This window comes from Francisella sciaenopsi (assembly GCF_045862875.1).
GTDB classification, from domain to species: domain Bacteria; phylum Pseudomonadota; class Gammaproteobacteria; order Francisellales; family Francisellaceae; genus Francisella; species Francisella sciaenopsi.
Genome location: NZ_BTHG01000002.1, coordinates 149578 through 164607, shown reverse-complemented (window position 1 = coordinate 164607; position 15030 = coordinate 149578). Strand labels below are relative to the sequence as shown.

The following is a 15030-nucleotide window of genomic DNA, read 5'->3' as shown; positions in this document are numbered from 1 at the left end:
ATAAATTTGATGTAAAAAAATTATGCTCCAAAACCCCACACATGTAAATAAAATAATATATTGGATAATCAAACTAATTATTATGAAAGAAAATGGTTTAATCTAGAAATTCCACTCAAAACCTGTCTTTAACATTTTTGAACCTTTATACTGAGCTCCATCAAAGCCTGTAAACATATCTGTATTATCAGCCATCTCTCCAGTTAAGTTATACTGCCCTTCTAATACTAGTCCAAAATTTTCTGACATATTATATTTAGCTCCAGTTCTACCACTCGCAAAGGCGGCTATTCTAGATCCGGTATCATAAGCTGAATTGATATTATTTAACTGATATGGATTAGCTCCTAAGACTGTGCCACCATAGAGCTCAAACTTATCATTCCACAATTTTTTAACTAACTTTGTTTCCTGCGTATAAAATTTTGTGTCTTTAAGATCTCCCATAGATCCCTGAGCTATTAAATTAGTAGAGCTAGTATACGCATCAAAAGTAAGAGTATCCGTAATATTTATAGCATTATCTGAAACATTTACTAAGAATTCAGATGCATTGTCTCTATCTATCACCTCATTACCACGCTCAGTACTTGGGCGATAAAAAGCATCATTTGCTGTTATATAATATTTACCTGTTTTTGGATTAAGATTATTATCAGAATAGGCAAAAAAAGAACTTAAGAACAATAAAATAAAAACTATATTCTTTTTCATAATCACTACCCTCCAAAATTTTCATTACAATTCATTAGAATTATAGCACACAAGCATAAATATAATTTAATAATGATTTAATGGATCATAAACTACTTTTTTAAATTTTACACCACGTATAAGATATACTTATCTGAAACATAACATGTTTTGTAAAAGGAATTTAAATTTAATTATTGATTATGGTAATTTCATGTATCGCAATTTTTTAAAACTTTCCATTCTCTGTTTGATAATAGGTTACAGCTACAAGTGCTTTGGCAATAATGATTCACAAAACATTTCATCAATGTCTGCTGAAGATTACCAAAAAGAAGCTCAAAAATATAAAGAGCTTTATGAAAAATATCAAAAGCTCGCTCAAGAAGCTAAACAAAAAAATTATACTAATAACGATGTGATAAATAGCAAGCCTAAAAAAAGTCAAGTTAAAATAAGCTCTGATAACAATGAATCAAAAGATACGATTACGCCAGAAAAGCAATTTGATTCGGAGATTGTAGAAAAACCATGGAAAGGTACAAACTTTGGTCTTGGAGGCACAATTGCAACAGGTGATAGTGCTACAACAAACGTAAACGCCTTATTAAACATAAACTATAATCCTATCAAGCCATGGAATAATAAACTGTTTTTCAACTATATTTATAGTACTGATAATCGAGAGAGCAAAAGAAGCGTAAAAATTAATAAATCACAAGTAAAAGCAGAAACATCTTGGGATTTTAACAAAAAAAATGGTACTTATGGAAGACTTACATACTTAAATGATGAACTTAGCTCATATCAATATATTTTCACAGAATCATTAGGCTACAAAAGAAATCTTTTTGAAAATAAAAGTATGAATTTAAGTGCCACTGCAGGACCAAGCTTCTTACAAAGTAAGAAGGTTAACCAAGGTCAAATGAACGGTTTTGGTATGCAGGCGACTGTTAATTATGTGTGGAACTTCACTGATAAATCAAATTTCAAACAGAACTTCTTATATAATTTCGATCAAACAAACAAATCAATTTATCAAAGTATTTCCGCTCTTTCAGTAGAGCTATACAAAGACTTAAGTCTTCAATTAACATTCCAATTAGATGGTACAACTCTTGTCGCACCAGGAAAACACCAAATAAATACCATTACATCTACAAACATAATGTACAATATTTAATTCGTTAGCAATCTACTTCTACTTTTTCATTAAAAATTTTTAATTAGACATTTATAAATAAAGAAGATAAATTCAAGTTATGATTTATTGATTCTAATTTCAATGCAAAAGCTTAAGTTATCATTAATACTGGTTGTCGGAATCAGTTTTTACTGTTACGAGTTCTTCTTGAGAATACTCACTGGCGCATATCAAGAACAAATAGTTGAACACTTTAATATCTCAACTCATATTGGATTTTCTTTCTTAGTTTCTAGCTATAATATTACATATCTACTGATGCAAATACCCGCAGGGATATTACTTGATAGGTATGGTAGCAAAAAAGTATTAATCAGTGCTACGATTCTTTGCGGGATTGGTAATATTATTTTTGTCTCAGGGGGGTATGAGTTAGCATTATTCGGTAGACTGCTAGTTGGACTAGGATCTTCGTTTGCATTTATTGGTGTTCTAAAGCTAACTTTAGAGAATTTTGAGTCAAAGTATTTCCCGATTATCACAAGTCTTGTTATATCTTTAGGTACTCTTGCGGCGGCATTTTCTCAAAACATAAGTGTAATTATCTCTCACTATGACACTTCTTGGATAAATATTTTTATCTATTCTGGTGCAATAGCTTTACCATTAGCTATATTTTTTCAGCTTATAATTCCACATGAAAAATACTCTTCCGCTCTTATGCCCAAATTTAGTGAAATACTAAAAAGAGGTAAACAACTAATAAAAAATAGTTTGATCTGGAAAAATGCAATATGGGCAGGATTACTATATACGCCAACAGTGATTTTAACATCACAGTATGGAGTACTATATTTCAAGCAATCTTATGGTTTTGATAACATATATTCAACAACTATGATAACCGCCATTTTTGTTGGATGGATTATTTTCTCTCCAATAATGACACATCTATGTAATAAATTTAGCGGTAAAAAAATTATAACTATCTCAATAGTTGGGATTTTATTAGTATCTATCCTAATTAACGCACAATTATTCAAGAACTATGCAATTAGTATAGCATTCTTATTTGGAACTTTTTCAGCATCACAAGTTCTAGTATGGTACTACTTTAATAAAATATGTCCACCAAGTTTCGCTGCGGTTGGAATTGCTATCACAAATATGCTCATAACGTTAGTCATAGAAATTGGACAACTTAGTGCTGGACTGGCTATTGATAGTGGCGATCACTTTAATATAAGTGCAAATACAAGTATAACGATTGCTTTTGGCATTGTTCTAGCTTTAGCATTTATTATCATGATAAGCATGCTCAAAAAAATCAAAGATGACTCTTAGAGTTTAGATATTATGACAAGCCACATAAACATCTTCCTTAACCGATATTAAACTTGGATGCTCTTTCTTACAGATATCTGCAGCTATCTTACATCTTGTATGAAACGCACAACCTTTAGGTGGATTAAGAGGAGAAGGTAATTCTGATTTTTCTATTTCAATTGTTCGTTGTCTAGCTAGTTGTGGATCTGCAATTGGAATAGCATTTAGGAGTACTTTTGTATACGGATGCACAGGATTATTATAAATACTTTGTTTAGGAGACACCTCAACCAAACTACCAAGATACATCACAAACAATCTATCAGAAATATGCTTAACTATACTCAAGTCGTGTGCAACAAATAATATCGTAAGTTTAAAGTCTTTTTGTAGTTCTTTTAGAAGATTTACAACTTGTGCTTGTATTGATACATCTAACGCACTGACTGGTTCATCACAGATAAGTAGCTTTGGCTCGCAAATTAATGCCCTTGCGATACCTATCCTCTGACACTGACCTCCAGAAAACTCGTGTGGATAACGATACATCTGTGATTCATTCAAACCAACTTTTTTCATCATTTTGAGAACTTTTTCATCAACTTCTTTTTTACTCAAATTCTTATTAAAATTAATCAAAGGCTCTGCAATAATATTTCTGACTACCATTCTCGGGTTAAGACAAGCAAAAGGATCTTGAAAAATCATCTGAATATCCCTTCTTACGCTTAACCATTGTTTATGTGATTTATACTTATGTAGAGGGTGCTCACCTTTCCAAATAACCTCACCAGTAGTGATCTCGTTAAGCCCAATCAAGGCTCTTAGAAGTGATGACTTACCACATCCTGACTCACCAACTATACCGATAATCTCGCCTTCTTTGACATTGAAACTGACATCCCTTACAGCTGTAACTTTTTGGGTAATTTTGCCAGTGATTGTTTTTTTTATAGGAAATTCTACGGTGAGATTTTTGACTTCTAGAACATTCATCTATTTATACTCCTTAACAAGGTGGCACGCTGTGCGTTGATCTGCATATGAAATCAATTCCGGCTTGGTATCTCTGCATATATCTACAGCAAAATCACATCTTGTAACAAATGGACAACCTTTTGGCATATTATGAATATTTGGCGTTTCACCAGGAATAGTCTGCAATATATCCACATCCCTTGTAATACTAGGCATTGTATTTAGCAGACCTTTTGTATACGGGTGCTGTGCATTTGCAAAGATATTATCTACAGTACCTTGCTCCATAATATTACCACAATACATAACCATTACATCATGACAAATCTCAGCTACCACACCCAAATCATGAGTGATAAATAACATAGACATGTGGAGTTCTTTTTGTAAATTAGATAATAACTGTAAGATTTGACCTTGTACCGTAACATCTAAAGCTGTTGTAGGCTCATCAGCAATTAGTATTTCAGGTGAACAAAGTAGTGCCATAGCAATTACAACTCTTTGACGCATACCCCCAGAAAACTCATGTGGATATAATTTAAGCCTATTCTTTGCATCTGGAATTTGCACCGCATCCAACATTTCTAAAACTTTTTTAGTAGCATCTTTATGAGACATCCCCTTATGTATTATTAAAGGCTCTAAAAGCTGCTTGTGAATAGTTAAGTACGGATTTAAAGAAGTCATTGGATCCTGAAAGATCATTGATATTTTATCACCACGAATTTTATTTAAATTCTTAACGGGCATATTTATAAGATTTTGATCGTGAAACAAAGCTTGTCCCGATACAACCGCATTACCTGCCAGCAACCCCATAAGTGATAGTACCGTTTGACTCTTTCCAGAACCAGATTCGCCAACTATGCCAAGAGTATGACCTTTTTTAAGATCAAAGCTGATATCTCTGACAGCAGAAAATATACCATCGTCTGTCTTAAACCCAACATTTAAATCTTTAATTTGAAGTGCTAAATCTTTCATCATCTACCTCTTACTCTTTGGATCTAGTGCTTGTCTCATTGCATTACCAACAAAATTTAGAGCTAGAAGTGTTATGGTTAAAAAAGCGGCTGGATAGACTAACAACCACCAATATCCCATAGTTATATATGATGCCCCATCACTTATCATCTCTCCCCAATCTGTCATTGGTGGTTGCACACCAAGCCCTAGGAAACTTAAAAAAGCTGATAGCATAAGTACTGTAGGAATTGTCAAAGTGATATATACAATAATAATTCCAATAAGGTTTCTGATAATATGCTTAGTGACAATCTTACGATTAGTAAGACCACTAACTTTGGCAGCTTCAACAAACTCTTTGTGTCTAAGTGCAATAGTTTGTCCTCTAACAACCCTAGCCACATCAAGCCATGATACTACACCGATTGCAACAAATATCAGTATAAAATTCCTACCAAACAATGTGACTAGCAATATTGCAAAAAATAAAAATGGTAACGCATACAAAGCATCTACAATTCTCATCATAAAACCATCTATCTTACCACCAATGAAGCCTGCAAAAGCGCCCCATAATGTACCAATTACTACTGAAACAATAGTAGCAACTATCGCAACTTCAAAAGAAATTTGCCCACCAACAAGCACTCTAACAAACACATCTCTACCAATTGCATCAGTGCCAAAGAAATGCTCAAAAGATGGTGCTTGAGTTGTGCTATACAAATCTATATGAGAAAAATAATTATCTGGATAAAACCAAGGCACAACAAAGCAGGCAACTAGAATAGCTACTATTACAAATAGTGAAAATACTGCCACTTTGTCTTTTTTGAATCTTATAAATGCATCTTGAAAAAGACTCTGTTTTTTATTTGCCATTATTTGACCCTCGCTTTAGGATCTATAAATCCATATAAAATATCTACAATCAAATTAAAAACTACAACTAAAATACTATAAATAATAGTTAAAGCTAATACTATAGAATAATCTCTATTTGTCGCTGCATTTACCATCTGTGTACCCATACCTGGTAATGCAAATACTTTCTCAATAATAATAGTACCCGTTAGAATACCTGCTGCAGCTGGACCTAAAAATGAGATAGATGGCATCAAAGATGGTTTGATAGCATGCACTAGCACTATTCTAGTTTTTGATAGTCCTTTCGCATAAGCTGTACGAATAAATGGTGAGTTAAGTGTTTCTACAATACTATTTCGCTGGATTTGAGCTAGTATACAAATAAACGGCAAACTCAAAGCTATAACTGGTAGAACTAAATGTCTAAAATCCATACCCCATTGACCTGGTGGTAACCAATGTAGCTCTACGGCAAATATAAGCACTAAAACTGGCGCTGTAATCACTGTTGGTATAGCAATAAAAGTAACAGAAAAAATACTTACTATTCTATCCAAGATACCATCTTGCTTTAGTCCAGCAATAGTACCTAAAGTTAAACCAAATATAGTAGTCACAATTAGAACTATAGTTCCAAATTTCACAGATAACCAAAAACCACTATCTCCATCTGCTGGAAATATCAGCTCATTAACAGATGCACCAATATTTTTATATGATAAGCCAAAGTCAAAATGAAATATTAAATTTTTCAAATAATTTAAATACTGTTGCCATAAAGGTAAATCCATACCATACTGATGATGTAGTTTATCTAGGACTTGTTGACTCATTGCTCTATCCGAAGAGAATGGATCACCCGGTGTTAGATGCACCAACAAAAATGTAATTGTAATAACAAAGAATACTGTTGGAATTGCTCCTAGTATTCTTTTTAAAATAAATTTCATCATAATATTTCTACCTTGTTAGAAAATTATACTTCTGACTGCTTAATCGAAAGCTGCTTAGCTCTATATCTACCCATGACATTTTCTTCTGGTTTAAAGCCTTTTACATACGGTTGTACAAGCTGTATAGCAGGCTGAGTAAACAATGGTATAGTTGGATACCCTGCAGTTTGTTTAATTATCAACTCTTTCTGTAGCTTATAAAACTCATCCATAGAATTAGTAGTTAGTGACTTATTATAAATTTCATCAGCTTCTTTATCACAATAGTGTCCACGGTTATTGTCACTATCACATGTATACATCTCAGTATAAGTATTCGGCTGGTTAAAATCTGCAATCCAAGCCATTCTAGCAACATCAAAATTACCATTTTTTAAGCTATCAAGATATACCTTCCAATCTTCATTGAAGATACTAACTTTAACCAAATCTCCAAAATCTTGTTGCCACGAGCCCTGTAAAATTTGCGCCATTAAACGGTTAACATCAGAAGTATTGAAGTTAACAGTAAACTCAAGTGGGTGTTTTTTTGAATAACCAGCTTCTTTGAGAAGTTCTCTTGCTTGTTTTATTCTTTGCTCTATAGGTTCATTTATCCAATCATAATCAGGAATATCTTTTGCCAGATCTTTGTATCTACCTCCAGCTATAGCCTCTGGTATAACCAAGTAAGAAGGAATAACCAAACCTTTCTTAACACCTTCGGCGATACCTTTTCTATCAATAACCATACTTAAAGCTTTACGCACTCTAATATCTTGGAATTTAGGGTCTCTCATATTAAATATAAAGTAAGCTTGAGAAAGCATTGGTGCTGGCTGAAATTGATTATTTGTAAAGTTTTCCTTATACCACTCTGCTGTATTAGCAGGTAGTGTATTATAGGTAAGACTTTCTCCTCCGGCTTTGTAATTCTCTAAATCACTAGCAACATCATTGATCATTAGATATTTTACAGAATCAATACTTACATTTTTAGCATCCCAGTAATTAGAAGACTTCCCTGCCAAAGCATAACCATTGTGTATCCATTTTGTTAGCTTATATGCACCATTACTTATGATAGTATCTGGTTTAGCAGCCCAGGAATCTCCATACTTTTCTATCGCCTTTTTATTCACCGGAAAAAATGCATATATAGTAAGAGAGTCTAAAAATGTTGGATTAGGTTCTGTGAGTTTGATCTGTAGAGTATATTTATCTAGGACTTTTACTCCGAGTGACTCTGGAGACTTTTTGCCAGCCTGAATAGCTACAGCATTTACAATCGGGTTAAAATATGAAGCATAAGCACGTGTTAAAGTCTCTGGTGTTACAGATCTTCTGTATGAATAGACATAGTCATCAGCTGTCACAGGATCACCATTAGTCCATTTAGCATTTTTTCTTAGATAAAATGTATAAGTCTTACCATCTTTGGATATCTTCCAACTAGATGCTCCCGTTGGGATAACCTCTGACTTCTGATTATAATCAACTAAACCTTCAAAGATATCCTCAATTACTCTACTTGAACTATTATCAGAAGATTGCTGTGGATCAATTGACGGCATATCAGAGCCTATATTTACAACAAGTTGATTATTATCCTTTGTTGATTGTCCAGCATAAGGATCAGTATTTCTATCCGAATCATTTGAACAACTAGCTAATATAAGTACACTAGCTAAAGATGAAAGTATTAATGTCTTCTTGAACATAATCTAATGTAAAAAATGTTAATTATTTCAATCTAAACTATTAATTTTTAAAACTCAATGATTATACATACTAGGATTGTATATTTTTATACCTTAACAAGATTAGCAATATCTGCCAATAAAATTTTCTGACCGACATCTACACCAAAGTCTACAGTATAAAACTCTTTTGAACCTTGAGATTGTGCTTTAATAAAAATCCCCTTACCAAAGACTTTATGGAACACCTTGTCTCCTTTTTTGAACTTATTACCTTTCGTATCATTTGACTTAAGAAAGTCAAAAGGAGATACTCCAAAATTTGATTTTTGCTTTAACTTTGGTTTATTTTGAGATCCTACAGTTAGTTTACCCTCATTAATATGTTCAGAGTCTATTTCCATAAGAAAGCGTGATTTGACTTGGAAACTACTTCTGCCAAAGATATTACGCACTTGAGCATAGCTAATGGTTAGAGCCTTCATAGCTCTTGTAACAGCAACATAAAATAGGCGTCTCTCTTCAGCTAGCTTTTCTTGGATTTTTTTAGATTCAGCACTAGTATATGCTTCTTCAGCATTAATAATTGAACTTGGTGGAAATACTCCGTCTTCTGCCGCCACTAAGAAAACATAGCGAAACTCCAAACCTTTTGATGCGTGTATTGTCATTAACTGAACACTATCTGTATTTTCATCAGCTTGCATCTCACCAGCTTCTAGCACCGCAAAAGACAAAAAATCTTGTAGTATATCAGTATTATCATCAAGTAGCTCTATCTGCGGTTCAAAATCTTTAGCCGCACTTATTAACTCTTTTAAGTTATCAATTTTTTGACGATCTTTTTCAGTATCTTTTTCTTGATATGATGCCAACAAACCACTTTCGTTGATTACCATTTCAAGAAGCTTATCTAGACTTAAATCATTGATTTGTGATGAAATAGTATTTATAAGCTCTATAAACTTTAACAGAAGAGATGCCGTTCTTTTTGTTACAATTTCTTTCTGGATAATATCTATAGTGGCTTGCCAATATGACACATTATTAATCTGTGAGAAATTACGAATTGTATCTAAAGTTTTATTGCCAATCCCTCGTGTTGGTGTATTAATAATTCTCTCAAATGCTAAGTTATCATTACTTGTAACGGCTAATCTTAAATATGCTAAGGCATCCTTGACTTCAGCTCGATCAAAGAAACGAAAACCTCCATAAATCCTATAAGGTATACTTGCATAAATACAACTCTCCTCAAGGACACGCGACAAGTAGTTTGAGCGATATAAAATTGCTATATCAGAATAGTTAACTCCTGCATCATGTAATTGGCGAATTTTATCTATAATATATTTAGCTTCATCACGCTCATTAACTGCACAATATACTTCAACTTTTTCGCCATCTTCAGCAGCAGACCATAGTTCTTTTGACATTCTATTATCATTATTTTTGATTACAGAATTAGCTACTTTCAGAATATTCTTCGTTGAACGATAGTTTTGTTCTAATTTTATAATTTCAACATCATTTAAATCTGCGACATATTTGTGAATATTATCAACAACAGCACCACGCCAGCCATATATTGACTGATCATCATCGCCAACAGCCATCATGTAGTTATTATCTGTAACAAGTAACTTCAACCACATATATTGGACTTGGTTAGTATCCTGAAACTCGTCTATCAAAATATACCTGAATAAACTCTGATAGTATTCTCTAAGCTGTTGATTAAAAGAAAACAACTCATATAAATACAAAAGTAAGTCAGCAAAATCTAAAGCATTATCTAACTGCATCCTCTCTTCATAAGCAGTATAGATATGAGCATAATTAATATCATACTGCTTTGTTAATTTGTTACTACGAACAGCCTTGTCTTTTTGTTTATTAATAAAATTTTGCAATAATTTTGGTGGATACTTTTTATCATCAAGATCTAAACTTTTAATTACTTTTTTGATTAATTGAGCCTGCTCATCTTGATCAAGAATTCTAAAGTTCTTATCTAGGCCTAATTCATGAGCATGCTTACGTAATAACCTATGAGCGATACCATGGAAAGTACCTATCCACATACCAAAAGTTGAAATCCCAAGCATTTTCTCAACTCGGTGTTGGATTTCTTTAGCTGCTTTGTTTGTAAATGTTACAGCCAAAATGTTTTCTACAGATACTCCTTTATCACGACAGAGATATGCTATACGAGAAGTTAGAACTTTTGTTTTGCCACTACCCGCTCCAGCAAGTATCAAAGAGTTACGATCCTCTAGCAAGGTCGCTTTTTTTTGTTGGGGATTTAACCCTGAAAGAAAGTCTTTATTAGACATTAGAATTAATATTTTATATAACTAGATAAACAGTATTTTAACAAAAAACATTCTACTAATGTGAAGTTTCAATAACTAAACTTATTACTGTTATGAATTAGAGCTAAATAATGCTTTTGTGAAGTTTTTTGCATTAAATACTTGCAGATCATCAATCTTCTCACCAACACCGATAAATCTAAGTGGCAGTCCCATTTTCTTAGCTATTGAGAAGACTATACCGCCTTTTGCAGTACCATCAAGTTTAGTGATTGTTATACCTGTTAGGTTAACAATCTCATTAAATGCCTCAGCTTGACTAAGAGCATTACCACCAGTTGTAGCGTCTACAACAAGCATTGTTTCATGAGGTGCAGAATCATCAACTTTTTTGATTACTTTAACAACTTTTTTTAGTTCTTGCATCAAATTGTCTTTATTATGTAAGCGTCCCGCAGTATCTGCTATTACGACGTCGATACCTCTAGATTTTGCAGAGCTTATAGCATCATAAATAACTGACGCGCTATCAGCTCCTTCTTTTTGATAGACAACTTGGGTATTATTTCTATCGCCCCATTCACGAAGCTGTTCAACCGCTGCTGCACGGAAAGTATCTCCAGCTGCAAGTATCACTGATTTACCTTCAGATTGTAGTTTTTTGGTAAGCTTACCTATAGTTGTTGTTTTTCCTACGCCATTTACACCGACAATAAGTATTACATAAGGAGTATTTTCATGGTTAATCTGTAATGGTTTCTGACACGGCAAAATAATTTCTGTCAATTTATCTTGTATTATTTCATTAAGCTTATCTGCTGTCTGAAGTTCATTTCTCGCAACTTTACCACGTAAATACTCAACAATTTCATCAGTTGCTTCAACACCAACATCAGAAGTTAAAAGTTGCATTTCGATATCTTCTAAGAGCTCTTCATCAACCACCTTTTGACCCATAAGAATGGTGCTTAAGCCACTTCCAAACTTACTTGCTGTCTTTGATAGACCTGATTGAAGTCTTGAAAATAGTCCTTTTTTATTATCTTGTTCCTGAACTCTTTCTATCTCAGAAGATGATTGAGTTTCTTTCTTTTTTTTAAAAAACATCACTATACTCTAGAAAAATTATTATAAAATTTGACTACTCAAAATACTTATCTCTAAGCTTTGCTATTTTTTGATGTAAAGGATCAAACATGCTCACAATATTTTTAGATTTGATAAAGTGAACCTCTCCTTCAAAAGCAATCTCGTCGCCTGCTTGAGCATAGACCTCTAAAAGTTTATAACGCAAATCAATATTATTAGGATTTTTCTCTAAAGAATCTTGAATCGTTATACTTGCTTCAACATACTTTTCACTATCTAAAAATTGCTCAACAAGCTCATTTACATATTGTAGCTCTTGCTCAGCTTGTTGTTTAGCGTCTATTTCCTGAATTTCTGAATCACCACTATTACTTAAAAGCGATTCATCAGTACTAGTTTCAAATACAACTCCTCGCTCTGTTTTAACTACAATATTATTATCCCTATCCGCGTATAAATCATTTGCAATTTCAGCAAACTCACTACCTGCATTGATATCTAAATTATCTTGATTATCATGTTCAGAGTCTTCTAGATTAACCCCTGCTTGAGTACTAGAACCAGCCTTGTTAGGATTATTGAAAAAATCAAATTCTTCCTGGGGACCATTATGAGATCTTCGAGAGCTATAAAATTCATTGCCTGATACAACAGGAGAAATACGTGACATCAAATGATCACGTTTCTTTCTTGATATAATTTCAAGCTCTTGCTCTTTTTTTGTACTTCTTGTTTCCCAAAATCTTCTACCAATAATAATAACTACCGCTAAGACTACAACATAAACTATAAATTTAAATAAAGATCCTAAAAATGAGAACGAACTTTCCTCATAAGATTCATTTTCTTGAATATCTGTTGGATTTATTTGGCTATCTAAATTATTCTTATATGATTGCCGAGTGTTTTCTTCTCCAGGGATCAAAGTTGGAATTTTATCTTCACTTAATACATTTGGATTTGATGAGCTATCAGACTCAGGATCGCTTGAAACCATTGTTTGATCACCAAGCTTAGGCGTAGTTGACACAGAAGAAGACTGATTATACGAGCCTTGAATCATCTGATTTCTTGTTAAAGTTAGACCATCCTCAACTTCACCTTTTGTAGTAGGAATCGCTAGTTTATCACCAATTTTAATTCTATTATCAACAATTCCTGGAATCTCTGACTTATTTATGCCTTTAATTGCATCTGTTAATTCCGAAGTACTTACACCACTTATTGAATGACTTTTGGCTATCTTATATAGATAGTCATTTGACTTAACTGTGTATATTTCCATTGCAAAAACTGGCATTGCCATAGCTAATGCACATCCAACAGCAATAACCTTATTGATACCCTTAAACATCTAGCACCCTAATAAAATAATGAATAAATACTCGAAAATTATAGCACATTTTTTCCACTTAAAAAGTATATGATTCTAATGCTCTCTTGTAGCACTAAATATAATATCAGGATTTTTATCTTGAGCTAGCTGTAAGTTAACCCCCGTTGGAGCAAGATATGTAAGATACCCAGCACCATCATGTGATAAATTAACTTCGTATTTTTTCTTAAAATCGTTAAGTTTTTTCTCATCATCACAAAAGATCCAGCGAGCTAAAGAAACATTAACACCTTCATAAGAACACTTAACGTTATATTCAGAAGCAAGACGCTGTGCAACCACGTCAAACTGTAATACACCAACCGCCCCTAGAACTAAGTCATTAGAAATCATTGGTTTGAAAACTTGTGTAGCTCCCTCTTCGGAAAGTTGTACCAATCCCTTTTGCAAAGCTTTCATCTTAAGAGGATCATTCAGCTTAACTCTCTTGAAAATTTCAGGCGCAAAGTTTGGAATGCCTTTAAATTTAAGCTTCTCTCCTTGAGTAAAACTATCACCTATTTGTATACTACCATGGTTATGCAAACCAATAATATCTCCAGCATAACCCTCTTCAACCTGCTCACGTTCACCAGCCATAAATGTTAAAGCCTTCGAAACCTGCATCATTTTACCAGTTCGCTCATGATAGATTTTCATACCCTTCTCATACTTTCCAGAACAAATTCTAAAAAAAGCTATTCTATCACGATGCTTATCATCCATATTCGCTTGTATCTTAAAGACAAAACCTGTTAACTTATTCTCATCTATATTTACAAGCCTTTCATTTGTCTCGCGTGGCTGAGGTCCTGGTGCATAAGTTGTAAAGCCATCCATCATCTCTTTCACACCAAAATTTGCCAATGCTGTACCGAAATAAACTGGTGTTAACTCTCCTTTTAAAAAAGCTTCTTGATCAAATTCATGACTAGCACCACGAACTAAATCTATCTCCATTTCTAAATCATCAAACAGATCTGCACCAATTTGATCTCTAGCATTAGCTAAGCCTTTAATTTTCTTGTAAGGATGAATTTCATGACCATGCCCACCTTCAAAAAGGGTAACTTCATCATTATATAAGTCATATACACCTTTAAAGAATTTACCCATACCTATTGGCCAATTCATCGGTGCACACTTAATTTTCATAATATCTTCAACCTCATCAAGAAGCTCCAAAGGATCTCTTGTATCTCGGTCAAACTTATTCATAAATGTTACTATTGGTGTATCTCTAAGACGACAAACGTTCATAAGCTTGATTGTTCGATCCTCTACACCTTTAACAGCATCTACAACCATCAAAGCCGAATCTACAGCTGTTAATGTACGATAAGTATCCTCCGAAAAATCCTCATGCCCTGGTGTATCAAGTAAATTTACAACTTTACCATTATAGGGAAACTGCATAACAGATGTCGTAATTGAAATCCCTCTTTCTTTTTCCATTTCCATCCAGTCAGATGTTGCATGAACACCACTTTTCTTAGCCTTTACTGTTCCTGCTGTTTTAATAGCATTTCCAAATAAAAGCATTTTTTCAGTAATAGTTGTTTTACCGGCATCTGGGTGAGAAATAATTGCAAAAGTTCTTCTTTTTGCAATTTCTTTTAAAATATCATTCATAACTTGT

12 protein-coding genes are annotated in these 15030 nt (G+C 33.3%); 2 read left to right on the top strand and 10 right to left on the bottom strand.

Annotated elements, in window-relative coordinates; all coding sequences use genetic code 11:
• Positions 1-102: 102 nt before the first annotated feature.
• Positions 103-714, bottom strand: a complete 612-nt coding sequence (locus tag ACKTR7_RS03285; RefSeq protein ID WP_407877000.1) for a hypothetical protein — start codon at positions 712-714, stop codon at positions 103-105.
• Positions 715-1003: 289 nt separating this feature from the next.
• Between ACKTR7_RS03285 and ACKTR7_RS03280 the strand changes: the two genes are divergently transcribed.
• On the top strand, positions 1004-1879 hold the full coding sequence (locus tag ACKTR7_RS03280) for a DUF481 domain-containing protein (RefSeq protein WP_407876999.1): 876 nt from the start codon (positions 1004-1006) through the stop codon (positions 1877-1879).
• 102 nt (positions 1880-1981) lie between these two features.
• A complete protein-coding gene (locus ACKTR7_RS03275) occupies positions 1982-3184 on the top strand; it encodes an MFS transporter (RefSeq protein ID WP_407876998.1) in 1203 nt (400 codons plus the stop codon).
• A 3-nt stretch (positions 3185-3187) separates the two neighbouring features.
• On the opposite strand, the gene ACKTR7_RS03270 is transcribed toward ACKTR7_RS03275, so the two are convergent.
• The 9 genes from ACKTR7_RS03270 to ACKTR7_RS03230 all read right to left on the bottom strand — a co-directional run bounded on the left by ACKTR7_RS03270 (position 3188) and on the right by ACKTR7_RS03230 (position 15023).
• Complete coding sequence (locus ACKTR7_RS03270) at positions 3188-4162, bottom strand: ABC transporter ATP-binding protein (RefSeq protein ID WP_407876997.1); 975 nt, start codon at positions 4160-4162, stop codon at positions 3188-3190.
• Complete coding sequence (locus ACKTR7_RS03265) at positions 4163-5131, bottom strand: ABC transporter ATP-binding protein (RefSeq protein ID WP_407877135.1); 969 nt, start codon at positions 5129-5131, stop codon at positions 4163-4165.
• A gap of 3 nt (positions 5132-5134) precedes the next feature.
• Positions 5135-5995, bottom strand: a complete 861-nt coding sequence (locus ACKTR7_RS03260; RefSeq protein WP_004287040.1) for an ABC transporter permease — start codon at positions 5993-5995, stop codon at positions 5135-5137.
• Positions 5995-6933, bottom strand: a complete 939-nt coding sequence (locus ACKTR7_RS03255) for an ABC transporter permease (RefSeq protein ID WP_211490388.1) — start codon at positions 6931-6933, stop codon at positions 5995-5997. The genes ACKTR7_RS03260 and ACKTR7_RS03255 overlap by 1 nt, the downstream gene beginning before the upstream one ends.
• Positions 6934-6956: 23 nt before the next feature.
• On the bottom strand, positions 6957-8633 hold the full coding sequence (locus ACKTR7_RS03250) for a peptide ABC transporter substrate-binding protein (protein WP_407876996.1): 1677 nt from the start codon (positions 8631-8633) through the stop codon (positions 6957-6959).
• Positions 8634-8719: 86 nt separating this feature from the next.
• Positions 8720-10948: a UvrD-helicase domain-containing protein gene (locus tag ACKTR7_RS03245; RefSeq protein ID WP_407876995.1), complete on the bottom strand. Its 2229-nt coding sequence runs from the start codon at positions 10946-10948 to the stop codon at positions 8720-8722.
• A 90-nt stretch (positions 10949-11038) separates the two neighbouring features.
• Positions 11039-12034 carry a signal recognition particle-docking protein FtsY gene (gene ftsY, locus ACKTR7_RS03240; protein WP_407876994.1) on the bottom strand — a complete coding sequence of 332 codons (996 nt, stop codon included), beginning with the start codon at positions 12032-12034 and terminating at the stop codon, positions 11039-11041.
• Between the two features lie 34 nt (positions 12035-12068).
• Positions 12069-13370 carry a LysM peptidoglycan-binding domain-containing protein gene (locus tag ACKTR7_RS03235; protein ID WP_407876993.1) on the bottom strand — a complete coding sequence of 434 codons (1302 nt, stop codon included), beginning with the start codon at positions 13368-13370 and terminating at the stop codon, positions 12069-12071.
• A 75-nt stretch (positions 13371-13445) separates the two neighbouring features.
• Positions 13446-15023, bottom strand: coding sequence for a peptide chain release factor 3 (locus tag ACKTR7_RS03230; protein ID WP_407876992.1), 1578 nt, complete (start codon positions 15021-15023; stop codon positions 13446-13448).
• Positions 15024-15030 lie beyond the last annotated feature (7 nt).